Genomic DNA, 22,716 nt, shown 5'->3' with positions numbered 1-22,716 from the left:
GCCGGACCGACCGGGTACGCTCAACGCGATATGAGCAGCGAGAACCTCCCCCAGAGCCCTGAGAGCAGCCAGCAGCCGCGCAAGCCGCGGGTGGCCGTCGTGTTCGGCGGCCGCAGCTCCGAGCACGGCATCTCGGTCGTCACCGCCGGTGCCGTGCTGCGCGCCATCGACCGCACGAAGTTCGACGTGCTGCCCATCGGCATCACGACGGACGGCCGCTGGGCGCTCACCGCCGACGAGCCGGAGCGGATGGCCATCGCCGACCGCAAGGTGCCCAGCGTGGCCGAGCTCGCCGAGTCCGCCGAGGGCGGCGTCGTGCTCCCCGTGGACCCGACCAGCCGCGAGGTCGTCTACACCGAGCCCGGCGCGGTCCCCAAGGCGCTGGGCGAGGTCGACGTCGTCTTCCCGGTGCTGCACGGCCCGTACGGCGAGGACGGCACCCTCCAGGGCCTCCTGGAGCTCTCCGGCATCCCTTACGTCGGCTCCGGCGTCCTCTCCTCGGCCGTCGGCCAGGACAAGGACTACATGAAGCGGGTGTTCACCTCGTTCGGGCTGCCCGTCGGCCCCTACCTGGTGGTCCGGCCGCGCGAGTGGGAGCAGGACGAGCAGGGCGCCCGCAAGCGCATCGCCGCGTTCGCGGGCGAGCACGGCTGGCCGCTGTTCATCAAGCCGGCCCGGGCCGGCTCCTCCTTCGGCATCACCAAGGTCGACTCCTTCGAGGGCCTGGACGAGGCCATCGAGGAGGCGCGGCGCCACGACCCCAAGTTCCTGGTCGAGTCGCTGCTGCGCGGCCGCGAGATCGAGTGCGGCGTCCTGGAGTTCGAGGACGGGCCGCGCGCGAGCGTCCCGGCCGAGATCCCGCCGGTCACCGACCACGCCTTCTACGACTTCGAGGCCAAGTACATCGACTCGGCCGACGGGATCGTGCCCGCGCCGATCGGCGCCGAGGCCACCGCCGAGGTCCGCCGGCTCGCCGTGGAGGCGTTCGAGGCCGCGTCCTGCGAGGGGCTGGTCCGCGCGGACTTCTTCCTCCAGGAGAACGGCGAGTTCGTGATCAACGAGATCAACACGATGCCGGGCTTCACGCCGATCTCGATGTACCCGCGGATGTGGGAGGCGACGGGCGTCGACTACGCGGAGCTGGTGGAGCGCCTGATCGAGGCGGCGCTGCGCCGTTCGACGGGCCTGCGGTAGCGCATTTAAGGGGCGCGGGGCTGTGACATTTGCGGCTCCGCCGCGTGGGCGCGACCAGCCCCCACCGGCCCGCAGTCGAATGACCGAGCCAACAGCTCTACAGACTCTCCGGGACGGTCTTCGTGACCGGCCCGGAGAGCTGTGTGAGCCAGCCGATGTCCCCGGCCGGCTTGCCGGACCCCGTCCTGAGGGTCACCTCGACGTACGCCTTCCGATACGTCGTAGTGAAGCGGAACGCGCCCTTCTGCTGCTCCAGGAGCCAGTTGACCCCGTCCACGGTCACCCCGTCCGCCTCGGGATCGTTCATCTTCTCCGGCCGCGGGATCCCGCAGCGCAGTACGATCCCGTCGTCGCCCCACCCGGCGGTCAGCTCCGACGCCGGGCTGGGATCATTCCGCTTGAGCCCGTCGAGCCTCTGAGGCAGCGCCTTGTGCAGCGCGCCGCAGAGCGCGGCGGTCTCCTTCGGCGGGCTGGGAACCGTGATCGTCGCCTTCGCGTCCGTGGAGGAGCAGCCCGCGGCGGCCAGCAGGACGAGGGCGGCTGCGGGCAGGAGGAGGGACCGGCGGCGAGAGGAAGTCACCGGCCAAGGGTAAGCGGGGGCTACAGATGAACCACCGGGCAGGTCAGGGTGCGGGTGATCCCGTCCACCTGCTGGACCTTGGCGACCACCATGCGGCCCAGCTCGTCGACCGTGTCCGCCTGGGCGCGCACGATCACGTCGTACGGCCCGGTGACGTCCTCGGCCTGGATCACCCCCGGAATCTTTGCGATGGTCTCGGCGACGGTCGACGCCTTGCCCACCTCGGTCTGGATGAGGATGTACGCCTGTACCACGGAACCTCCAGGGCGGCCACGAGGATCATGTCCCCTCCCTACGGCGGGGAGGCCCAAGGGGGGAAGAAAGAGACGCCACGGTATCGCGTCGCCGTGCGCCCCGGGGAGTACCGCGCAGGCGCGGGCGCTCGCACATCCGCGTGCGCGGAGCAGAAGTTGACGTATGTGTTGACGGTACCCACCGAGGTGACGGCTCGCGACCGCGAGCGCGCCGGGTGCCAAGGGGCACGAGGATGAGAGGTGGCACGGTGAAAGGCACTGTGGGCGAGTTGGGGGAGTTCGGGCTCATCAGGGAGCTGACCTCCCGGCTCACCTCGACCCCCGCGGTACGGATCGGCCCCGGCGACGACGCCGCGGTCGTGACCGCACCCGACCGCAGGGTGGTGGCGAGCACGGACATCCTTCTGGAGGGCCGCCACTTCCGGCGCGACTGGTCGACCGCGTACGACGTGGGGCGCAAGGCCGCCGCGCAGAATCTGGCCGATATCGCCGCCATGGGCGCGGTCCCGACGGCACTGCTGCTCGGGCTCGTCGTCCCGGCCGAGCTCCCGGCCACCTGGCCGGTCGAGCTGATGGACGGGATCCGCGACGAGTGCCAGGTCGCGGGGGCGGCCGTGGTCGGCGGCGACGTCGTGCGCGGCGACACCATCACCGTCGCCATCACGGCCCTCGGCGACCTGCGCAACCACGAGCCGGTGACCCGCGGTGGCGCGCAGCCCGGCGACGTGGTCGCGGTGACCGGCTGGCTGGGCTGGTCGGCGGCGGGCTACGCGGTCCTCTCGCGCGGCTTCCGCTCGCCGCGCGCCTTCGTGGAGGCCCACCGCCGCCCGGAGCCGCCGTACCACGCGGGCCCCGCGGCCGCCGGGCTCGGCGCCACCGCCATGACGGACGTCAGCGACGGCCTGGTGGCGGACCTCGGGCACATCGCGGAGGCGAGCAAGGTCCGCATCGACCTGCGCTCGGGCCTGATCGACATCCCGACGCAGATGAACGACATCGGCCAGGCGGTCGGCGTCGACCCGATCCAGTGGGTGCTGACCGGGGGAGAGGACCACGCGATCGTGGCGACCTTCCCGCCGGACGTGAAGCTGCCCGCGCGCTGGAAGGTGATCGGGGAAGTGCTCAACCCCTCGGCGCTGCCCCAGGTCACCGTCGACGGCGCCCCCTGGACGGCCAAGGGCGGCTGGGACCACTTCGGGGACGCGGAGTGAGCGCCGCGCCGCCCCGGGTGCTGACCGTCGCCGGTTCCGACTCCGGCGGCGGCGCGGGCATCCAGGCCGACCTCAAGACGATGCTGGCCCTGGGCGTCCACGGGATGAGCGTGATCACCGCGGTGACCGCGCAGAACTCGCTGGGCGTCCAGGGCGCCTGGGAGCTGCCAGCCGAGGCGGTACGGGCGCAGTACCGCTCGGTCGTCGACGACATCGGCGTGCAGGCGATCAAGACGGGAATGCTCTCGTCCGCCGCCCTGGTGGAGACGGTCGCGGAACTCCTGTCCGGCACGGACGCGCCGGTGGTCGTGGACCCCGTGGGCGTCTCCAAGCACGGCGACGCACTGCTGGCCGCCGAGGCACTGGAGTCCGTACGGACACGGCTGCTCCCGGTGGCGACCGTGGCCACGCCCAACCTGGACGAAGTGGCGCAGCTCACGGGCGTACGGGTGGAGGACGAGGACGGGATGCGGCGCGCGGCCGAGGCGATCCTGGCCTTCGGCCCCCGCTGGGCCCTGATCAAGGGCGGCCACTTCCCGGGCGACGCCCTCGACCTCCTCACCGACGGCAAGGAGGACCACTGGCTCCGAGCCCCCCGCCACGACAACACCCACACCCACGGCACGGGCTGCACCCTGGCCTCAGCGGTGGCCTCGGGCCTGGCGAAGGGCCTGACGGTCCCGGAGGCGGTGAGCCAGGCGAAGGAGTACGTAACGGGCGCGATCGAGGCGGGCTTCGCACTGGGGGCGGGGATCGGCCCGGTGGACCATTTCTGGCGGCACCGCACCTCCTAGGGGCGCGGGGAACTGCGGGAGCAAGCCAGCACGGTCCGCAGACGAACACCGGGCCGATAAGGGGCGCGGGGAACTGCGCGACAAGCCCCCACCGGCCCGCAGACGAAACGGCACGGCAAAAAGCCGGTCCACCGAGGTGGACCGGCTTTTTAAGGCAACCGCAGGGGCTGCGCTACGACGAAACGTCGCGTGTTAGCGCGAGACCTTGCCGGCCTTGATGCACGAGGTGCAGACGTTGAGCCGCTTCGGCGTCCGACCGACCACGGCACGCACACGCTGGATGTTCGGGTTCCAGCGACGAGACGTACGGCGGTGCGAGTGCGAAATGTTGTTGCCGAAGCCCGGCCCCTTGCCGCAGACGTCGCAGTTGGCAGCCACGGGTCACTCCAAAGACTTCAGATGCACTTACAGTGAAATCCGGCGCACCGGAATCAGAGATCTGAAGTGGCTTGCCGGGGGAATGGCCCGACTCTCGCCGGGCAACCGAAGCAGCATACAACGGCTGCTCCCGAGATACGAAACTACCACGACCGCCGCCGCACCCCACCCCGGGCCCGAGCCCCGACCCGGGTCTACCCTGCTGCTGGCCCGCAGCTCACCGGCCGCCCAAGGAGGACACCAGGTGCCGCAGACTTTCGACGCCGTCGCGGTACGCACCTGGTGCTCGCTGGCCCTGGACGGGCTCGGCCGGGACCGCGAGGAGATCGACGCGGTCAACGTCTACCCCGTCGCGGACGGGGACACCGGCACCAACCTCTATCTGACCGTGGAGTCCGCCCACCAGGCGGTCGAGGCGGTCTTCGCCGCGTACACCGAGGTGCCGGAGACCGGGGCGCCGGAGACGGCCGACGTCATACGGGCCATGGCGCACGGCGCCCTCGTCGGCGCCCGGGGCAATTCCGGCACGATCCTCTCCCAGCTCCTGCGCGGCATGGCCGAGGTCCTCGCCGAGCGCGGCACGGACCTGTCCGGGGCCCTGCGCCGGGCCGCCGAGTCGGCGTACGAGGCGGTCGCGCACCCGGTCGAGGGCACGGTCCTGACGGTGGCGACGGCCGCGGCCGACGCGGCCCGGGGGACGGACGGCGACGCGGCGGCCGTGGCCACCGCGGCCTACGGCGGCGCCCGGCGGGCCCTGGAGGAGACGCCCGGGCAGCTCGCGGTCCTGGGCCGTGCCGGGGTCGTGGACGCGGGCGGCTGGGGTCTGGTGACGGTCCTGGGGGCGCTGGCGCAGGCGCTCTCCGGCGAGGCCCCGGTCGTACGGCACGAGGCGCATCCGCCGCTCGACCCGCACACCTGCCCCTCCGACCCCGCCGAGAGCGCCGGGCCCGCCTTCGAGGTGATCTACCTCCTGGAGGCCGACGACGACGCCGTGGCCCGGCTGCGCGGCCGTCTGGACGCGCTCGGGGACTCCCTGGTGGTCGTCGGCGGCGACGGGCTGTGGAACGTCCACGTCCATGTGGACGACGCGGGCGCGGCCGTCGAGGCGGGCGTGGAGGCGGGGCGCCCGTACCGGATCCGCATCACCCACTTCGGGGCCCGTCCCGAGCCGCGCGAGCGGGTCCAGCGGGCCGTCGTCGCGGTCGTGCCCGGCGAGGGCCTGGCCGGGCTGTGCGCCGAGGCCGGGGCGACCGCCGTCCTCGCCCGGCCCGGCGAGCCCCCGGCCAGCGGCGAGCTCGTCGACGCGATCCGCCGCGCCCACGCGCGCGAGGTCGTGCTGCTGCCCAACGACGCCGAGCTGCGCCACACCGCCGCCGCGGCCGTGGAGCAGGCGCGCACCGAGGGCGTACGGGTCGCGCTCATCCCCACCCGGTCCGCCGTCCAGGGCCTCGCCGCGCTCGCGGTGCACGCCCCCGACCGCCGCTTCGACGAGGACGTGGTCGCGATGACCGCGGCGGCCGGCGCCACCCGGTACGCGGAACTGGCCGTCGCCGAGCGGCAGTCGTGGACCACGGCCGGCGTCTGCCAGGCCGGGGACGTGCTGGGCCTCATCGACGGCGACGTGGCGGTGATCGGGCAGGACCTGGCCCGTACGGCCAAGGCGGTCCTGGACCGGATGCTGGCGGCGGGCGGCGAACTGGTCACGCTGGTGCTGGCCGCCGACGCCCCCGCCGACCTGGCGCCCGGCATCGAGGCCCATGTGCGCGAGGCCCATCTGGCGGTCGACACGGTCGTCTACGACGGCGGCAACCAGAGCGCGCCGCTGCTGATCGGCGTCGAGTAGCCGGTCGCGCGGCCGGTCGACCGGCCGGTCGAGTCGCTGCCGTACGCGACGAGTTGTCCACAGGGGGCCGGGCGATCCTGCGGGATGTCAGTGGTGTGGTGTGCAATGGATCGCGTGCCTGCGCTCGATGAACCCCTCAAGAAGCTGCTCGGCGGCCCCACCGCGAAGGTCATGGCCGAGCAGCTCGACCTGCACACGGTCGGCGACCTCCTCCACCACTACCCGCGGCGGTACGAGGAGCGCGGCCAGCTGACCAAGCTGGCCGAGCTGCCCCTCGACGAGGACGTGACGGTCGTCGCCCAGGTGGCCGACGCGCGCGTGCACACGTTCAACGGCGGCCGCGGCCAGCGCCTGGAGATCACCATCACCGACGGCAGCGGCCGCCTCCAGCTGGTCTTCTTCGGCCGCGGCATCCACAAGCCGCACAAGGACCTGCTGCCCGGCAGCCGCGCGATGTTCGCGGGCAAGGTGTCGATGTTCAACCGCCGCCTCCAGCTCGCCCACCCCACGTACGCGAAGCTGAGCGCCGACGGCGACGACTCCGCCGAGGTGGTGGACTCCTGGGCGGGCGCGCTCATCCCGATCTACCCCGCCTGCAAGGGCCTGGAGTCCTGGAAGATCGCCAAGGCGGTCGACGCGGTACTGCCCAGCGCCCAGGAGGCCGTCGACCCGCTACCTGCCTCCCTTCGGGAGGGCCGGGGCTTCGTCCCCCTGCCCGAGGCACTGCTCAAGGTCCACCGCCCGCACACCAAGGACGATGTGGAGCAGGCCCGCCAGCGGCTGAAGTGGGACGAGGCGTTCGTCCTCCAGGTGGCCCTGGCCCGGCGCCGTCACGCGGACGCCCAACTGCCCGCCGTGGCCCGCAGACCCGCCCCCGACGGCCTGCTCGACGCCTTCGACGCCAAGCTCCCGTTCACCCTCACCGACGGCCAGCGCACGGTCTCCAAGGAGATCTTCGACGACCTGGCGACGGAGCATCCGATGCACCGGCTGCTCCAGGGCGAGGTCGGATCGGGGAAGACCATGGTCGCCCTGCGCGCCATGCTCGCCGTGGTCGACAGCGGCGGCCAGGCCGCCATGCTCGCGCCGACCGAGGTGCTGGCGCAGCAGCACCACCGGTCCATCACCGAGATGATGGGTGAGCTGGCCGAAGGCGGGATGCTGGGCGGCTCCGACCTCGGTACCAAGGTCGTGCTGCTCACCGGGTCGATGGGCGCGCCCGCCCGCCGCCAGGCGCTGCTCGACCTGGTCACCGGCGAGGCGGGAATCGTGATCGGCACGCACGCGCTGATCGAGGACAAGGTGCAGTTCCACGACCTGGGCCTGGTCGTGGTCGACGAGCAGCACCGGTTCGGCGTCGAGCAGCGCGACGCCCTGCGCGGGAAGGGCAAGCAGCCGCCGCACCTCCTGGTGATGACGGCCACGCCGATTCCGCGCACGGTCGCCATGACCGTCTTCGGCGACCTGGAGACCTCCGTCCTGGACCAGCTCCCGGCGGGGCGTTCGCCCATCGCCAGCCATGTCGTCCCCGCCCAGGACAAGCCGCACTTCCTGGCCCGCGCCTGGGAGCGGGTCCGCGAGGAGGTCGCCAAGGGCCACCAGGCGTACGTGGTGTGTCCGCGCATCGGTGACGACGAGGACGAGAAGAAGGCGGGCAGGAAGAAGTCCAAGGAGGACGAGGCCGAGAAGCGTCCGCCGCTCGCCGTCCTCGACATCGCGGAGCAGCTCCGCTCGGGCCCGCTCCAGGGGCTGCGCATCGAGGTGCTGCACGGGCGGATGCAGCCCGACGACAAGGACGACGTGATGCGCCGGTTCGCGGCCGGCGAGGTGGACGCGCTGATCGCGACCACGGTCATCGAGGTCGGGGTGAACGTGCCGAACGCCACCGCGATGGTGATCATGGACGCGGACCGCTTCGGCGTCTCGCAGCTGCACCAGCTGCGCGGCCGCGTCGGCCGTGGCTCGGCCCCGGGCCTGTGCCTGCTGGTCACCGAGATGCCGGAGGCGAGCGCGGCCAGGGCCCGGCTGAACGCGGTGGCCGCGACCCTGGACGGCTTCGAGCTCTCCCGGATCGACCTGGAGCAGCGCCGCGAGGGCGATGTGCTGGGCCAGGCCCAGTCGGGCGTGCGCTCGTCGCTGCGGATGCTCGCGGTCATCGAGGACGAGGAGGTGATCGCGGCGGCCCGCGAGGAGGCGGTGGCCGTGGTGGGCCAGGACCCGGATCTGGAACGGCTGCCCGCACTGCGGACGGCGCTGGACGCCCTGCTGGACAAGGACCGCGAGCAGTACCTCGACAAGGGCTGACAGGCGCCGACGGAGGCCGCGGGGGCGGCGCCCGTGGCCGCTTCTGAGAAACTGGGGGACACCAGTGACGTACGTACACCGACAAGGACTCAGATGACCCGCGTGATCGCCGGCCGGGCCGGCGGACGCCGCCTGGCCGTACCGCCGGGCAACGGCACCCGCCCCACCTCCGACCGCGCGCGCGAGGGCCTCTTCTCCACCTGGGAGGCCCTGCTCGGCACGCTGGAGGGGATCCGGGTCGCGGATCTGTACGCCGGGTCGGGCGCGGTCGGCCTGGAAGCCCTCTCCCGGGGCGCCTCGCACGCGCTGCTCGTCGAGGCGGATGCCCGGGCCGTGAAGACCGTCCGCGCCAACGTGCGCGTACTGGGCCTTCCGGGCGCTGAGGTACGTAACGGAAAAGCGGAGCAGATCGTTGCGGGCCCGGCTCCCGAAACCCCCTTTGACGTGGTGTTCCTCGACCCGCCGTATGCGGTGACAGATGACGATCTTCGCGAGATCCTCCTCACACTCCGCACTCAGGGCTGGCTCGCCGACGAGTGCCTGGTCACCGTGGAGCGCAGCACCAGAGGCGGAGAATTCGGCTGGCCGCGGGGGTTCGAACCACTGCGGGCCCGTCGTTACGGCGAGGGCACGCTTTGGTACGGTCGCGCCGCCTCTACGTGCGAAGACGCACCATGACCGGGAGCGAGGGACTTCAGTTGCGCCGAGCCGTCTGTCCGGGGTCGTTCGACCCCATCACCAATGGACACCTCGACATCATCGCCCGCGCCTCCAAGCTGTACGACGTGGTGCACGTCGCGGTGATGATCAACCAGTCGAAGAAGGGCCTGTTCACCATCGAGGAGCGGATCGAGCTGATCCGCGAGGTGACCGCCGACTTCGGCAACGTGGAGGTCGAGTCCTTCCACGGCCTGCTGGTCGACTTCTGCAAGCAGCGCGACATCCCCGCCATCGTGAAGGGCCTGCGCGCGGTCAGCGACTTCGACTACGAGCTCCAGATGGCCCAGATGAACAACGGGCTCTCGGGCGTCGAGACGCTGTTCGTGCCGACCAACCCGACGTACAGCTTCCTGTCGTCGTCGCTGGTCAAGGAGGTCGCGGCATGGGGCGGAGACGTCTCCCACCTGCTGCCCGCCACCGTCCACGAGGCACTGGTCGCCCGGATCGCCGAACAGCGCTGAGCTGACAGTCCGTCAGCTGGTGTCGGGCGGGCCCCGACTGGCCTTACAGTCGTCCCGTCCGTCTCCCAACCAGTCGTAGAGAGTGGCGAGCCCACGGTGGACGTGCAGAAGAAGCTGGACGAGATCGTCGACGTCGTCGCCGGTGCCCGCTCCATGCCCATGTCGGCCTCGTGCGTGGTCAACCGCGCCGAGCTGCTCGCGCTCCTGGAGGAGGTGCGCCAGGCCCTGCCCGGCTCCCTCGCCCAGGCGCAGGAGCTGATCGGCGGCCGCGAGCAGATGGTCGAGCAGGCCCGCCAGGAGGCCGAGCGGATCATCGAGTCCGCGCACGCCCAGCGGGGCACGCTGATCTCCGACACGGCCGTCGCCCGGCAGTCGCAGGACGAGGCCGACCGCATCCTCGCCGACGCCAAGCGCGAGGCCGACGAGATCCGCGCCGAGGCCGACGACTACGTCGACTCCAAGCTGGCCAACTTCGAGGTCGTCCTCACCAAGACCATCGGCTCGGTCGACCGCGGCCGCGAGAAGCTGCTCGGCCGCGGCCCCGGCCTGGACGAGCAGGGGCAGGCCGACACGGACGCCCCCGAGTACAGCCCCGACCCGCAGACCCTGATCCGGCGGGCCGACGAGTACATCGACACCAAGCTCGGCGCCTTCGAGGCCGTCCTCGCCAAGACCCTCGAAGCGGTCGGCCGCGGCCGCGAGACCCTGCACGGCCGGATCGCCAGCGACGAGCTGGGCGCGCACATGGCCGCCCAGGACGCCGCGGGCGCGCTCGGCGGGGGCCACACCAGCGACGCGGACTACCTCGCGGGCCTGGCCGAGCTGGCCGACCCGCAGCCGCGGGCCGCCGCGCCCCAGCAGGCCCAGGTCCCGGCGCAGGTCTACGACCCGTACGGCTACGGGCAGGCCCAGCCCCAGCCCCAGCAGGACCCGTACGCCTACCAGCAGCAGTACGCCCAGTACGGCTACGACCAGCAGCAGCCGCAGCAGGACCCGTACGGCTACGACCCGCAGGCGTACGGCCACCACGGGCAGCAGACCGTCCCGCAGCCCGCGCACCCGCCGCAGGGCGCCCTGGACGAGACCAGCCTGTTCGACACGAGCATGATCGACCTGGAACAGCTGCGGCAGTACGAGCAGGGCCGCTGAGCCGACTCTTCGGCTGCGGACCGTGTGTGGCCGGTCGCGCCCGCGCGGCGGAGCCGCATGTGTCACAGCCCCGCGCCCCTTCAGGGCCGCAGGGACCGGATTGGGTCAATCGCGGCGCGTCCAGTATCCTGGCTGTTCGGTCGCGCGTACGTCCGCGATCAACGCTGCCCGCGCATCGCCGCACCCACGGCGTCGCATGGCGGCCACCCTCCACGATTCGAAAGCGGGAAGAACCCTGAGCACGCACCTCGACCACCGCAACCCTCTCGTGTTCGACACACACGAGCTGGGTCGGCGTCCCGGTGCCCTCCAGCGGATCTCCCGCACGGTCGAGGCGCCCGCCGATCTCGGGATCGACGGCGTCGTCGGAGTGCCCCAGGGCGCGCCCGTGGAGATCGAGCTCCGTCTGGAGTCGGTCATGGAAGGGGTGCTTGTCACAGGCACCGCCCGTGCATCGGCCGAGGGGGAGTGCGTAAGGTGTCTGGAGCCGCTGGAGCTCGCGCTCGATGCGGACTTCCAGGAGTTGTTCTCGTACCCTGACGCCGACGACCGGGGCCGCAGCAAGCAGGCGGAGCCGGCCGACGACGCCGAGGACGAGGACACCATCCCGCTTGAGGACGGACTGTTCGACCTCGAGCCGGTGCTGCGTGATGCGGTGGTGCTCGCACTGCCGATGCAGCCGGTGTGCCGGGAGACCTGCCTCGGCCTGTGTTCCACCTGTGGATTCAGGCTCGAGGACGACCCCGACCACCACCACGACGCCGTCGACATCCGTTGGGCGGCACTGCAAGGACTCGCCGGGACCATCCAGGACGGCGAGAAGGACAACATGAGCGGCACTGCCTCTGACGTGCAGCGCGCCGCCGAGAAGCAGGAGAAGTAGCCGTGGCTGTTCCGAAGCGGAAGATGTCGCGCAGCAACACGCGCCACCGCCGGTCGCAGTGGAAGGCTGCGGTCCCCACCCTGGTTACGTGCGAGCGTTGCCAGGAGCCGAAGCAGCAGCACATCGCGTGCCCGAGCTGCGGCACCTACAACAAGCGCCAGGTCCTCGAGGTCTGAGCGGCTGGTGAGAGGCCCGATGTCTGATCTGTCGAATGCCGGCGCCAAGAAGGCGGGCAGTAGCGACAACAACTCGGCCTCGTCCCACACGCTTCTGGAAGGGCGGCTCGGGTATCACCTTGAGTCCGCCCTTCTGGTGCGTGCACTGACCCATCGTTCGTACGCGTACGAGAACGGCGGTCTGCCGACCAACGAGCGGCTGGAGTTCCTCGGGGACTCCGTGCTGGGCCTGGTCGTCACGGACACGCTGTACCGCACCCACCCCGATCTCCCGGAAGGCCAGCTGGCCAAACTCCGGGCCGCGGTGGTCAACTCTCGTGCGCTGGCGCAGGTGGGCCGTGGGCTCGACCTCGGCTCCTTCATCCGGCTCGGCCGGGGCGAAGAGGGCACGGGCGGCCGGGACAAGGCTTCCATCCTCGCCGACACCCTTGAAGCGGTGATCGGCGCGGTCTATCTGGACCAGGGTCTTGAGGCGGCTTCCGAGCTCGTCCACCGACTCTTCGACCCCCTGATCGAGAAGTCCTCGAACCTCGGGGCCGGCCTGGACTGGAAGACCAGCCTCCAGGAGCTCACCGCGGCCGAAGGCCTCGGCGTTCCGGAGTACCTGGTCTCCGAGACGGGTCCCGACCACGAGAAGACCTTCACTGCTGCCGCCCGCGTCGGTGGTGTCTCGTACGGCACCGGCACCGGCCGCAGCAAGAAGGAAGCGGAGCAGCAGGCCGCGGAGTCGGCATGGCGCGCGATCAGCGCGTCCGCCGACGAGCGGCTGGCGAAGGCCAAGGCGGAGGCCGAGGCCGCCGTCACCGAGCCGGAGGGCGGGACGCCGACCCCCGCCGCCGACCCGGCAGCCTGACCGTTTCCTCATCCTCGCCCGCACGAATCCCGTGCGGGCGAGGTTTTTTTGCGCCCGCCCGCCTGGCTGGGGCTGAGCTCTGCCCCCTCCCACCCGCCCGCCCGTTGTGGGCAGGCGTTCCGCAGGGCGGAACGGGTGGGCACAACGGGCCCACGGTCCGCAGGCGAAAAGGGGTCCGGGGCGCAGCCCCGAGCAAGGAGCGGGATACCCTGCGGGCAACCCGTAAACTCGCGCCCCCTCCGGAGGAGCCCCGTGCCCGAACTGCCCGAGGTAGAAGTCGTCCGGCGGGGTCTGGAGTGCTGGGTGGCCGGGCGGACCGTGGACCACGTGGACGTGCTGCACCCCCGCGCCGTGCGCCGCCACCCGGCCGGCGCGGCCGACTTCGCGGCCCGGCTCAAGGGGCACCGCATCGGCGTGGCCCGGCGGCGCGGGAAGTATCTGTGGCTGCCGCTGGCGGACACCGACCAGTCCGTGCTCGGGCACCTCGGAATGAGCGGGCAGCTCCTGGTGCAGCCCGAGAGCGCGCCCGACGAGAAGCACCTGCGGATCCGGCTGCGCTTCCAGGACGCCGCGGGCACCGAGCTGCGCTTCGTCGACCAGCGGACCTTCGGCGGGCTCTCGCTCCACGACAACACCCCCGACGGGCTGCCCGACGTGATCGCGCACATCGCGCGCGACCCGCTCGACGAACTCTTCGACGACGCCGCCTTCTTCACCGCGCTGCGGCTGCGGCGCACGACCGTCAAGCGCGCGCTGCTCGACCAGTCGCTCATCAGCGGCGTCGGCAACATCTACGCCGACGAGGCGCTGTGGCGCGCCAAGTTGCACTACGAGCGCCCCACTTCGACCCTCACGCGCCCCAAGGCCGCCGAACTCCTCGGCCACGTACGGGACGTGATGAACGCGGCGCTCGCCGCCGGCGGCACCAGCTTCGACAGTCTCTACGTCAATGTGAACGGCGAGTCGGGGTACTTCGACCGCTCGCTCGACGCGTATGGGCGCGAGGGCGAGCCCTGCCGCCGGTGCGGCACTCCGATGCGCCGACGCCCCTGGATGAACCGGTCAAGCTACTTCTGCCCGCGCTGTCAGCGCGCGCCGCGCACCGCGTCGTAACGCTCGCGGGCTTCGAGGACCGACGGCATCCGGTCCTCCATCAGGCGGATCAGCCCGAGGAGGCGCTCGGCGACCTCGTACCCCAGCGGGGTCAGGGTGTAGTCGACGCGCGGCGGGTTGGTCGGCTGGGCCTCGCGGTGGACGAGCCCGTCGCGCTCCAGCGCGTGCAGCGTCTGGGAGAGCATCTTCTCGCTCACGCCGTCGACCCGCCGCCGCAGCTCGTTGAAGCGGAAGCTCCCCTCGTGGAGCGCGCCAAGGGTGAGGCTGCCCCAGCGGCCGGTCACATGCTCAAGGGTGCCGCGCGAGGGGCACGCCTTGGAGAAGACGTCGAACGGCAGGTCCGCGGGGTCGGCGGTGGCGGTCTCTTCCATGCCTCTCACCATACGACGACGCAGCGCTAACCAAAAGTTAGCGCTGCGTCGTAGGGGTGCGGTGATCCACCGGATCGGAGCTCCGGAAGCGGATCAGTGCTCCGGAGCCGGATCAGCGCTCTAGAAGCCGAAGTCCTGCGTCCACCACGGCCCGCCCTCACCGAAGTGCACACCGACGCCGAGCGTCTTGTAGTCGCAGTTCAGGATGTTCGCCCGGTGGCCCGGGCTGTTCATCCAGGCCTCCATGACCGCCTTGGCGTCGGCCTGGCCGCGCGCGATGTTCTCGCCGCCCAGGTTGCCGATGCCCGCCTTCGCGGCCCGGTCCCAGGGGCTCTTGCCGTCCGGGTCGGTGTGGTCGAAGAAGCCGCGCGCCGCCATGTCGTCGCTGAACGCGGTGGCCAGCGCCGCCAGCGAAGCGTCGGCCCGCACCGGGCTGCAGCCCGCCTGCGCGCGCTGCTGGTTGACCAGCGAGACGATGGTGGCGGCGGCCGCCTGCTCGGCGCTGGGCGCCTTGATCTGCCGCTGCTCCGGTACGGCCTTCGCTTTGGGGGGCTGCGCGGACGGCGTGGCCGTCTTCGGCGCGGCCGCCGGGGCGGACGTCTTCTCCCGCGTCGGCGTCGGCGCGGCCGACGACGGCTTCTGGGAGGGCACAGCGGAGGGAGAGGTGAGGGGCGCGTGGCTGCTCGGCGAGGTGATCGGCGTCGAGGGGGCCGCGCTGGTCGGCTTCACGGTCTCGCCGCCCTGCTGACGCAGGTCGGAGGTGCCGCCCGCCTGGACGTGCTCGCCCGCGGTGCCGCCGCCCAGCTCGAAGGAGGAGCCGCCCGGCAGCAGGCCGGAGGCTATGGCTACGGCGCCCACCGCCACGGCGGCGGACGCGCCGAGCAGCCCGGTGCGCACGGGCACGACGGGCTTCTTCTTGGCGGGCGCGGCGGAGCGACGATGGCGTCCCATCTGCGGGCCTCCCTCATTGCTTCAGTGCTGTGGTCCCTGAGCCCGGGGCCCCGTCCGGGGGCGACGGATGCTGGTCCGAACGGGTGAGGCTCATTGCGTCGGGACTGTACGCCATGACGTAAGAGGGCGAAGTGCTCCGTGAGCTATTGGCCGGTTAGCGTGCACCCATGAACGAAGATGCACGGCTCACCGCCTGGGTACGCGGCCGAGTACAGGGAGTGGGCTTCCGCTGGTTCACCAGGGCAAACGCTTTGGAGATCGGCGACCTCGTCGGGTTCGCGCTCAACCTCGACGACGGCAGGGTGCAGGTCGTGGCCGAGGGGCCGCGTGATAAATGCCACCGTCTGCTGGAGTGGCTGAGGGACGGCGACACACCCGGCAGGGTCGACGGTGTCACCGAGATCTGGGCCGCGCCGCGCGGCGGCTACGACGGCTTCGCGATCCGCTAGGACGGCCCGGCCGCCCGCACGGCGGCCCGGACGCCACGTACCAGTCGGTCGGTCCGGGTCCGGGGCCCCTGACCTCGTACGACTTCGTTGTTGCCAATCGCGGCCGGGCGTGCAAGGCTGCCGCTAGAAGGATGATCTCCACGCCCCCGGGGCTCCGCGGAGAGGCCTCGCCGGGTGCGTCCCGGCCGGACGGCCCCCGGATTGCCCGCCGATACGGGGCGTGATCGTGTTGACCGTCAAACTTTTTGGTGAGACGCTGGAAGCCCCGCGCACCTTAGCTGTTTGGCATGAAGAACCGCAGTCAAGTCCAAGCACCGCGGGTGCGAATCCCTCACGACCCACACCGCTTCGGTCGGTCACTCATTGTGGAGGACCATCCATCATGGCAAAGGCGCTTCTCGGTTACGTCGGCGGTTCCGACCCGCGACTCCTCGCCGAGATGCGACGGCTCCAGCAGCGTGTCCAGGACCTCGAGTCCGAGCTCGTACGGATCCAGTCCGAGAAGGACGCGCTGTCCGCTGCCGTTGCTTCGCACCGCGGAGACTCGCTGCTCGAAGGCATCGACATCGACGTACCCCAGGCGGAGCCTGCGCTCACCTGATCCACGGGCCGTACCCCCGAAGGCCCGTAGGTGAGATCCACTTCTCCTAGAGACAGATATGCAAGGGACGCCTTGGCGTCCCTTCTTTCTTGCCCGGACCCTCCGGTCTTTCTCATCCGGTGTGCCCTGCGTGGCCAGAGGTGAAACCGCCGGGGCTGCGCCTTCCCCGGGCTCGGGAGGGCGCGGAGAGTAGAGTCCGACGGCGTGCACCTCAAGGCCCTCACCCTGCGCGGGTTCAAATCCTTCGCTTCCGCGACGACATTGAAGTTCGAGCCCGGCATCACCTGTGTGGTGGGCCCCAACGGCTCCGGCAAGTCCAATGTGGTGGACGCGCTGTCCTGGGTCATGGGCGAGCAGGGCGCCAAGTCGCTGCGCGGCGGCAAGATGGAGGACGTCATCTTCGCCGGGACGACCGGCCGCCCGCCGCTGGGCCGCGCCGAGGTCTCCCTCACCATCGACAACTCCGACGGCGCCCTGCCCATCGAGTACGCCGAAGTCACCATCACCCGGATCATGTTCCGGGGCGGCAGCAGCGAGTACCAGATCAACGGCGACACCTGCCGGCTGCTCGACATCCAGGAGCTGCTCTCCGACTCCGGCATCGGCCGCGAGATGCACGTGATCGTCGGGCAGGGACAGCTCGACTCGGTGCTGCACGCCGACCCGATGGGCCGCCGGGCCTTCATCGAGGAGGCGGCCGGCGTCCTCAAGCACCGCAAGCGCAAGGAGAAGGCGCTGCGCAAGCTGGACGCGATGCGGGCCAACCTCGCGCGCGTGCAGGACCTCACCGACGAGCTGCGGCGCCAGCTCAAGCCGCTGGGCAGGCAGGCCGCCGTCGCCCGCCGGGCCGCCGTCATCCAGGCCGACCTGCGCGACGCCCGGCTGCGCCTGCTCGCCGACGACCTGGTGCGGATGCGCCAGGCGCTGCGGGCCGAGATCGAGGACGAGGCGGCGCTCAAGCAGCGCAAGGACAGCGCCGAGGCCGAGCTGAAGGCCGCCCTCGCGCGCGAGGCGGAGCTGGAGGACGAGGTCCGCAGGCTCACTCCGCGTCTGCAGAGCGCCCAGCAGACCTGGTACGAGCTGTCGCAGCTGGCCGAGCGGGTGCGCGGCACCGTCTCGCTCGCGGACGCGCGCGTGAAGAGCGCCGGCGCCGAGGCGCCCGAGGAGCGCCGGGGCCGCGACCCGGAGGACATGGAGCGCGAGGCCGCCCGGATCCGCGAGCAGGAGGCGGAGCTGGAGGCGGCCCGCGAGGCGGCCGAGCGCGCCCTGGAGGACACCGCGTCCCACCGCGCCGAGCTGGAGCGGGAACTCACGCTGGAAGAGCGTCGTTTGAAGGATGTGGCCCGGGCCATCGCGGACCGGCGCGAGGGCCTGGCGCGACTGCACGGACAGGTCAACGCGGCGCGGAGCAGGGCGGGTTCGGCGCAGGCGGAGATCGACCGGCTGGCGGCCGCGCGCGACGAGGCGGGCGAGCGGGCGGCGCTGGCCCAGGAGGAGTACGAACAGCTGAAGGCTGAGGTCGACGGCCTGGACGCGGACGACCACGAGCTCGGCGAGGCGCATGAGCGCGCCAAACGCGAGCTCGCCGAGGCCGAGACGGCCCTGGGCGCCGCCCGCGAGGCGGTCACGGCCGCCGAGAGGAAACGTGCCGCCGTGGCCGCCCGCCACGACGCGCTCGCCCTCGGCCTGCGCCGCAAGGACGGCACGGGCGCGCTGCTCGCCGCCCAGGACTCGCTTCAAGGGCTGCTCGGCCCCGCCGCCGCGCTGCTCACCGTCGCGCCCGGCCACGAGGTGGCGGTGGCCGCGGCCCTGGGCGCCGCCGCCGACGCGCTCGCGGTGTCGGGCCCGGCCACCGCCGCCGAGGCGATCCGGCTGCTGCGCAAGCAGGACGCCGGGCGGGCCGCGCTCCTGGTGGGCGGGCTGCCGGGCCCCCAGGAGTCCGATCCCGTACGGCCGGGCGGGCCGCCGTACGCGGCGGACCTGGTGCGCGGTCCTGAGGAACTGCTGCCCGCCGTACGGAAGTTGCTGCGCGGGGTCGTGGTCGTGGGGACGCTGGAGGACGCCGAGGACCTGGTCCACGCGCAGCCGCATCTGACCGCCGTCACCGCCGAGGGCGACCTGCTCGGGGCGTACTTCGCGCACGGAGGCTCCGCCGGGGCGCCCAGCCTGCTGGAGGTGCAGGCCTCGGTCGACGAGGCCGCCGCCGAGCTCACCGAGCTCGCGGTGCGGTGCGAGGAGCTCGCCGAGGCCCAGCGGACGGTGGGGGAGCGGCGGGCGGAGTGCGCCGAGCGCGTCGAGGAGCTGGGGGAGCGGCGCCGGGCCGCCGACCGGGAGAAGTCGTCCGTCGCCCAGCAGCTCGGGCGGCTCGCCGGGCAGGCCCGCGGCGCCGCGGGCGAGGCCGAGCGCACGGCGTCGGCCGCGGCCCGCGCCCAGGAGGCCCTGGAGAAGGCGCTTGAGGAGGCCGAGGAGCTGACCGAGCGGCTGCTCGTCGCCGAGGAGATGCCGGTGGAGGAGGAGCCGGACACCTCCGTACGGGACCGGCTCGCCGCCGACGGGGCCAACGCCCGCCAGACCGAGATGGAGGCCCGCCTCCAGCTGCGTACGCACGAGGAGCGGGTCAAGGGCCTGGCCGGGCGGGCCGACGCGCTCGACCGGGGCGCCCGAGCCGAGCGCGAGGCCCGCGCCCGGGCCGAGGAGCGGCGCGCGAGGCTGCGCCACGAGGCACGGGTGGCGGCGGCCGTGGCGGCGGGTGCGCGCACCCTGCTCGCCCACGTCGAGGTCTCGGTGGTGCGGGCCGAGCGGGAGCGGGCCGCAGCCGAGGACTCGAAGGCCGCGCGCGAGCAGGAGCTGGCGGGCGCCCGAGCCACCGGCCGCGACCTCAAGGGCGAGCTCGACAAGTTGACGGATTCGGTGCACCGCGGCGAGGTACTCGGTGCCGAGAAGCGGATGCGGATCGAGCAACTGGAGACGAAGGCGCTGGAGGAGCTGGGGGTGGAGCCGGCCGGGCTGGTCGCGGAGTACGGCCCCGACCAGCCGGTGCCCCCGTCCCCGGCCGCCGAGGGAGAGGAGCTGCCCGAGGACCCGGACCACCCGCGCAACCGGCCCCGGAGTTTCGACCGCGCGGATCAGGAAAAGCGACTGAAGTCAGCCGAACGGGCGTACCAGCAGCTGGGCAAGGTCAACCCGCTCGCGCTTGAGGAGTTCGCGGCGCTGGAGGAGCGGCACAAGTTCCTCTCCGAGCAGCTGGAGGACCTGAAGAAGACCCGGGCCGACCTTCTTCAGGTGGTGAAGGAGGTGGACGAGCGCGTCGAGCAGGTCTTCACGGAGGCGTACCGGGACACGGCCAGGGAGTTCGAGGGCGTCTTCTCGCGGCTCTTCCCGGGCGGCGAGGGGCGGCTGGTCCTGACCGACCCGTCCAACATGCTCGCCACCGGTGTGGACGTGGAGGCGCGGCCGCCGGGCAAGAAGGTGAAGCGGCTCTCGCTGCTCTCGGGCGGCGAGCGGTCGCTGACGGCCGTGGCGCTGCTGGTGTCGATCTTCAAGGCCCGGCCGAGCCCGTTCTATGTGATGGACGAGGTCGAGGCGGCGCTCGACGACACCAATCTGCAGCGGCTCATCCGGATCATGCAGGAGCTCCAGGAGTCCTCGCAGCTGATCGTGATCACGCACCAGAAGCGGACGATGGAGGTCGCGGACGCGCTGTACGGCGTGTCCATGCAGGGTGACGGCGTCTCCAAGGTCATCAGCCAGCGGCTTCGCTAACTGATCTTCAAGACTTGAACAAGCGTGACACGCCAGGGTCATTCAATTCACACGTCTGGCCCTATTGACTTCGAAACTTGAAGGCATAGTCTCTGCAACGTTGCTTTTACCTTCAAGTGGTGGGTGACCTGAAGTTGTGCGCCACTTGAAGTGCCCCCAACGCCCGGCGACGCTGCCGGGCGGCCCCAGGAGTTCACGTGACCAGCACTACGCAGCCACCGGCCTCGGGAGCCCGCACGGCGCACCCCGAGCACCTCGGCCATGTCATCTTCATCGCGGCGGCGGCCGCGATGGGCGGCTTCCTCTTCGGCTACGACAGCGCCGTGATCAACGGCGCCGTCGAGGCCATCAGGGGCCGTTACGACATCGGCTCGGCGGCACTCGCCCAGGTCATCGCGATCGCCCTGATCGGCTGTGCGATCGGCGCCGCCACCGCGGGCCGGATCGCCGACCGCATCGGCCGCATCCGCTGCATGCAGATCGCCTCCGTGCTCTTCACCATCAGCGCCGTCGGCTCCGCGCTCCCCTTCGCCCTGTGGGACCTGGCCTTCTGGCGCATCATCGGCGGCTTCGCCATCGGCATGGCCTCGGTCATCGGCCCCGCCTACATCGCCGAGGTCGCCCCCGCCGCGTACCGCGGGCGGCTCGGCTCCTTCCAGCAGGCCGCCATCGTCATCGGCATCGCGATCTCGCAGCTGGTCAACTGGGGCATCCTCAACGCCGCGGGCGGCGACCAGCGCGGGCACCTGATGGGCCTGGAGGCCTGGCAGGTCATGCTCGGCGTGATGGTCATCCCGGCCGTCCTGTACGGCCTGCTCTCCTTCGCCATCCCCGAGTCGCCGCGCTTTTTGATCTCGGCCGGCCGCGACGCGCGCGCCCGTGAGGTGCTCAAGGAGGTCGAGGGCGAGCACATCGACCTGGACGCCCGCGTCGCCGAGATCGAGCACGCCATGAAGAGCGAGCACAAGTCGACCTTCAAGGACCTGCTCGGCGGCTCGTTCTTCTTCAAGCCGATCGTCTGGGTCGGCATCGGCCTGTCGGTCTTCCAGCAGTTCGTCGGCATCAACGTCGCGTTCTACTACTCCTCGACGCTGTGGCAGTCGGTCGGCGTCGACCCGACGCAGTCGTTCTTCTACTCGTTCACCACGTCGATCATCAACATCATCGGCACCGTGATCGCGATGATCTTCGTCGACCGGATCGGCCGCAGGCCGCTGGCGCTCATCGGCTCGGTCGGCATGGCCGCCGGCCTCGCCCTGGAGGCCTGGGCGTTCTCGTACGACCTCGTCGACGGCAAGCTGCCCGCCACCCAGGGCTGGGTCGCCCTGGTCGCCGCCCACGTCTTCGTGCTCTTCTTCGCCCTGTCCTGGGGCGTGGTGGTCTGGGTCTTCCTCGGCGAGATGTTCCCGAACCGGATCCGCGCCGCCGCCCTCGGCGTCGCCGCCTCCGCGCAGTGGATCGCCAACTGGGCCATCACCGCGAGCTTCCCGTCGCTGGCCGACTGGAACCTCTCCGCGACCTACGTGATCTACACGATCTTCGCCGCCCTCTCGATCCCCTTCGTACTGAAGTACGTGAAGGAGACCAAGGGCAAGGCGTTGGAGGAGATGGGCTAATCCCCGCTGCCCCTCTCTCCTCGACACGCGTACTGCCCCGGCTCACCCATGGAGCCGGGGCAGTACGTCGTCCGTGAACAGGCGCAGACTGCGCCACCCCTCCTCCAGCGGCATCCCGCCGCACAGCGGGTGCAGAACGAGGCTCTCGGCGCCGAGCGCGGCGCACTCGTCCGGCGTCACGATCCGGTAGACGCCCTCGGCGCGCAGCTCCTCCACCGTGGACGCCGCCGACCGCACCGCCGAGCGGATGTCCTTGGACTGCCAGGACGCGTACATCCGCGCCTCGTGCAGGAAGTGCTCCCCGTACAGCGCCCAGGCCCGGTCCGGGTCCTCGCTCAGGTGCAGCAGCGGAGTCTTCTCGGCGGGCATCATCGTCCAGCCCTCGGTGCCGTGCAGGGCCAGCTGCTCGCGGTAGTACGCCTCAAGCTCCGGCAGATGCGCGCTGGGGAAGAACGGCAGCCCGAGCCGGGCAGCCCGCCGGGCCGCCGCCTTCGACGAGCCGCCGACGAGCAGCATCGGGTGCGGCTGCGTGAACGGGCGCGGGGTGACCCGTACCGTACGGCCCTCGTAGCTGAACGGCTCGCCCGTCCAGGCCTTGAGCAGCGTCTCCAGGAGCAGGTCCTGGAGCTTGCCGCGCCGGCCCCACTCGACGCCCGCCTGCTCGTACTCCTCGGGCCGGTAGCCGATCCCCGCCACCGTCACCAGGCGCCCGCCGCTGAGCAGGTCCAGGACCGCGATGTCCTCGGCGAGCCGCAAAGGGTCGTAGAGCGGGCCGATGATCGCGGAGACGGTGACCGCGATCCGGCTGGTCGCGCCGAAGACCGCGCCCGCGAAGGCGAACGGGGAGGGCAGCCAGCCGTTGCCGGTGCCGTGGTGCTCCTCGGTCTGGACGGTGTCGACGCCGTGCGCGTCGGCGTACGCGGCCATCTCCACCGCGGCGCGGTAGCGGGCCGACAGGGTCTCGGGCGGCTCGTGCGGGGCCACCAGGTTCATGCGTACGACCGTGAACGGCATGGGAAGTCCCCCTCCGCCGGGCTGGATCCGGTGGAGGGG

The 22,716-nt window shown here is 71.7% G+C and carries 22 protein-coding genes; 16 read left to right on the top strand and 6 right to left on the bottom strand.

The window, feature by feature from the left end; translation table 11 throughout:
- Positions 1 to 30 precede the first annotated feature (30 nt).
- Positions 31 to 1,194, top strand: a complete 1,164-nt coding sequence (locus QIY60_RS05120; protein ID WP_283141351.1) for a D-alanine--D-alanine ligase family protein — start codon at positions 31 to 33, stop codon at positions 1,192 to 1,194.
- A gap of 97 nt (positions 1,195 to 1,291) precedes the next feature.
- Here QIY60_RS05120 and QIY60_RS05115 read toward each other — a convergent pair whose 3' ends face one another.
- Both QIY60_RS05115 and QIY60_RS05110 read right to left on the bottom strand, forming a co-directional pair.
- Positions 1,292 to 1,774 carry a DUF3515 domain-containing protein gene (locus tag QIY60_RS05115; RefSeq protein WP_283141350.1) on the bottom strand — a complete coding sequence of 161 codons (483 nt, stop codon included), beginning with the start codon at positions 1,772 to 1,774 and terminating at the stop codon, positions 1,292 to 1,294.
- A 20-nt stretch (positions 1,775 to 1,794) separates the two neighbouring features.
- Entirely contained in the window at positions 1,795 to 2,028 is a 234-nt protein-coding gene (locus QIY60_RS05110) for an Lrp/AsnC ligand binding domain-containing protein (protein WP_064070330.1), read from the bottom strand.
- Between the two features lie 248 nt (positions 2,029 to 2,276).
- Here QIY60_RS05110 and QIY60_RS05105 point away from each other — a divergent pair, with 248 nt between their 5' ends.
- Both QIY60_RS05105 and thiD read left to right on the top strand, forming a co-directional pair.
- Positions 2,277 to 3,239 carry a thiamine-phosphate kinase gene (locus QIY60_RS05105; RefSeq protein ID WP_283141349.1) on the top strand — a complete coding sequence of 321 codons (963 nt, stop codon included), beginning with the start codon at positions 2,277 to 2,279 and terminating at the stop codon, positions 3,237 to 3,239.
- Positions 3,236 to 4,033, top strand: coding sequence for a bifunctional hydroxymethylpyrimidine kinase/phosphomethylpyrimidine kinase (gene thiD, locus QIY60_RS05100; RefSeq protein WP_283141348.1), 798 nt, complete (start codon positions 3,236 to 3,238; stop codon positions 4,031 to 4,033). The genes QIY60_RS05105 and thiD overlap by 4 nt, the downstream gene beginning before the upstream one ends.
- Before the next feature lie 192 nt (positions 4,034 to 4,225).
- Here thiD and rpmB read toward each other — a convergent pair whose 3' ends face one another.
- Complete coding sequence (gene rpmB, locus QIY60_RS05095; protein ID WP_003957616.1) at positions 4,226 to 4,411, bottom strand: 50S ribosomal protein L28; 186 nt, start codon at positions 4,409 to 4,411, stop codon at positions 4,226 to 4,228.
- A gap of 244 nt (positions 4,412 to 4,655) precedes the next feature.
- Between rpmB and QIY60_RS05090 the strand changes: the two genes are divergently transcribed.
- The 9 genes from QIY60_RS05090 (at position 4,656) to mutM (ending at position 13,913) form a co-directional block, all read left to right on the top strand.
- Entirely contained in the window at positions 4,656 to 6,254 is a 1,599-nt protein-coding gene (locus QIY60_RS05090) for a DAK2 domain-containing protein (protein ID WP_283141347.1), read from the top strand.
- Positions 6,255 to 6,359: 105 nt separating this feature from the next.
- Entirely contained in the window at positions 6,360 to 8,558 is a 2,199-nt protein-coding gene (gene recG, locus QIY60_RS05085; protein ID WP_283141346.1) for an ATP-dependent DNA helicase RecG, read from the top strand.
- 93 nt (positions 8,559 to 8,651) lie between these two features.
- Positions 8,652 to 9,236: a 16S rRNA (guanine(966)-N(2))-methyltransferase RsmD gene (gene rsmD / locus QIY60_RS05080; protein ID WP_283141345.1), complete on the top strand. Its 585-nt coding sequence runs from the start codon at positions 8,652 to 8,654 to the stop codon at positions 9,234 to 9,236.
- Positions 9,237 to 9,256: 20 nt separating this feature from the next.
- Positions 9,257 to 9,739 (top strand): pantetheine-phosphate adenylyltransferase, encoded by a 483-nt coding sequence (gene coaD / locus QIY60_RS05075; protein ID WP_283145821.1) that lies wholly within the window; start codon positions 9,257 to 9,259, stop codon positions 9,737 to 9,739.
- A 96-nt stretch (positions 9,740 to 9,835) separates the two neighbouring features.
- Entirely contained in the window at positions 9,836 to 10,888 is a 1,053-nt protein-coding gene (locus tag QIY60_RS05070; RefSeq protein WP_283141344.1) for an ATP synthase F0 subunit B, read from the top strand.
- 196 nt (positions 10,889 to 11,084) lie between these two features.
- Positions 11,085 to 11,771, top strand: coding sequence for a DUF177 domain-containing protein (locus QIY60_RS05065; protein ID WP_283141343.1), 687 nt, complete (start codon positions 11,085 to 11,087; stop codon positions 11,769 to 11,771).
- A 2-nt stretch (positions 11,772 to 11,773) separates the two neighbouring features.
- Positions 11,774 to 11,947: a 50S ribosomal protein L32 gene (gene rpmF, locus QIY60_RS05060; protein WP_101390332.1), complete on the top strand. Its 174-nt coding sequence runs from the start codon at positions 11,774 to 11,776 to the stop codon at positions 11,945 to 11,947.
- A 19-nt stretch (positions 11,948 to 11,966) separates the two neighbouring features.
- The gene (rnc, locus tag QIY60_RS05055; protein ID WP_101390333.1) at positions 11,967 to 12,800 is read left to right on the top strand and encodes a ribonuclease III; all 834 of its coding nucleotides are present in this window, start codon (positions 11,967 to 11,969) and stop codon (positions 12,798 to 12,800) included.
- 252 nt (positions 12,801 to 13,052) lie between these two features.
- A complete protein-coding gene (gene mutM, locus QIY60_RS05050; protein ID WP_283141342.1) occupies positions 13,053 to 13,913 on the top strand; it encodes a bifunctional DNA-formamidopyrimidine glycosylase/DNA-(apurinic or apyrimidinic site) lyase in 861 nt (286 codons plus the stop codon).
- Here mutM and QIY60_RS05045 read toward each other — a convergent pair.
- Both QIY60_RS05045 and QIY60_RS05040 read right to left on the bottom strand, forming a co-directional pair.
- Complete coding sequence (locus QIY60_RS05045; protein WP_283141341.1) at positions 13,886 to 14,284, bottom strand: helix-turn-helix domain-containing protein; 399 nt, start codon at positions 14,282 to 14,284, stop codon at positions 13,886 to 13,888. The two genes, mutM and QIY60_RS05045, sit on opposite strands and share 28 nt — an antisense overlap.
- Before the next feature lie 120 nt (positions 14,285 to 14,404).
- On the bottom strand, positions 14,405 to 15,235 hold the full coding sequence (locus QIY60_RS05040; RefSeq protein WP_283141340.1) for a CAP domain-containing protein: 831 nt from the start codon (positions 15,233 to 15,235) through the stop codon (positions 14,405 to 14,407).
- Positions 15,236 to 15,402: 167 nt separating this feature from the next.
- Between QIY60_RS05040 and QIY60_RS05035 the strand changes: the two genes are divergently transcribed.
- The 4 genes from QIY60_RS05035 (at position 15,403) to QIY60_RS05020 (ending at position 21,663) form a co-directional block, all read left to right on the top strand.
- Complete coding sequence (locus QIY60_RS05035; protein WP_190091043.1) at positions 15,403 to 15,684, top strand: acylphosphatase; 282 nt, start codon at positions 15,403 to 15,405, stop codon at positions 15,682 to 15,684.
- A gap of 382 nt (positions 15,685 to 16,066) precedes the next feature.
- Positions 16,067 to 16,285 carry a hypothetical protein gene (locus QIY60_RS05030; RefSeq protein WP_067164723.1) on the top strand — a complete coding sequence of 73 codons (219 nt, stop codon included), beginning with the start codon at positions 16,067 to 16,069 and terminating at the stop codon, positions 16,283 to 16,285.
- 204 nt (positions 16,286 to 16,489) lie between these two features.
- Complete coding sequence (smc, locus tag QIY60_RS05025) at positions 16,490 to 20,047, top strand: chromosome segregation protein SMC (RefSeq protein WP_283141339.1); 3,558 nt, start codon at positions 16,490 to 16,492, stop codon at positions 20,045 to 20,047.
- Between the two features lie 197 nt (positions 20,048 to 20,244).
- Positions 20,245 to 21,663, top strand: a complete 1,419-nt coding sequence (locus QIY60_RS05020; protein WP_283141338.1) for a sugar porter family MFS transporter — start codon at positions 20,245 to 20,247, stop codon at positions 21,661 to 21,663.
- 42 nt (positions 21,664 to 21,705) lie between these two features.
- Here QIY60_RS05020 and QIY60_RS05015 read toward each other — a convergent pair whose 3' ends face one another.
- Complete coding sequence (locus tag QIY60_RS05015; protein ID WP_283141337.1) at positions 21,706 to 22,677, bottom strand: LLM class flavin-dependent oxidoreductase; 972 nt, start codon at positions 22,675 to 22,677, stop codon at positions 21,706 to 21,708.
- Positions 22,678 to 22,716 lie beyond the last annotated feature (39 nt).

Source organism: Streptomyces sp. BPTC-684, assembly GCF_030028635.1.
In the GTDB taxonomy this organism is placed as follows: Bacteria; Actinomycetota; Actinomycetes; order Streptomycetales; family Streptomycetaceae; genus Streptomyces; species Streptomyces noboritoensis.
The sequence above is the reverse complement of the archived record's forward strand: the minus strand, read 5'-3'. Positions and strand labels throughout refer to the sequence as shown.

Coding starts and splice junctions, on each gene's coding strand:
- QIY60_RS05040 (WP_283141340.1), bottom strand. CDS start 15,235: ATGGGACGCCATCGTCGCTCCGCCGCGCCCGCCAAGAAGAAGCCCGTC.
- QIY60_RS05045 (WP_283141341.1), bottom strand. CDS start 14,284: ATGGAAGAGACCGCCACCGCCGACCCCGCGGACCTGCCGTTCGACGTC.
- rsmD (WP_283141345.1), top strand. CDS start 8,652: ATGACCCGCGTGATCGCCGGCCGGGCCGGCGGACGCCGCCTGGCCGTA.
- QIY60_RS05015 (WP_283141337.1), bottom strand. CDS start 22,677: ATGCCGTTCACGGTCGTACGCATGAACCTGGTGGCCCCGCACGAGCCG.
- recG (WP_283141346.1), top strand. CDS start 6,360: ATGGATCGCGTGCCTGCGCTCGATGAACCCCTCAAGAAGCTGCTCGGC.
- QIY60_RS05030 (WP_067164723.1), top strand. CDS start 16,067: ATGGCAAAGGCGCTTCTCGGTTACGTCGGCGGTTCCGACCCGCGACTC.
- QIY60_RS05120 (WP_283141351.1), top strand. CDS start 31: ATGAGCAGCGAGAACCTCCCCCAGAGCCCTGAGAGCAGCCAGCAGCCG.
- QIY60_RS05065 (WP_283141343.1), top strand. CDS start 11,085: ATGGCGGCCACCCTCCACGATTCGAAAGCGGGAAGAACCCTGAGCACG.
- rnc (WP_101390333.1), top strand. CDS start 11,967: ATGTCTGATCTGTCGAATGCCGGCGCCAAGAAGGCGGGCAGTAGCGAC.
- QIY60_RS05035 (WP_190091043.1), top strand. CDS start 15,403: ATGAACGAAGATGCACGGCTCACCGCCTGGGTACGCGGCCGAGTACAG.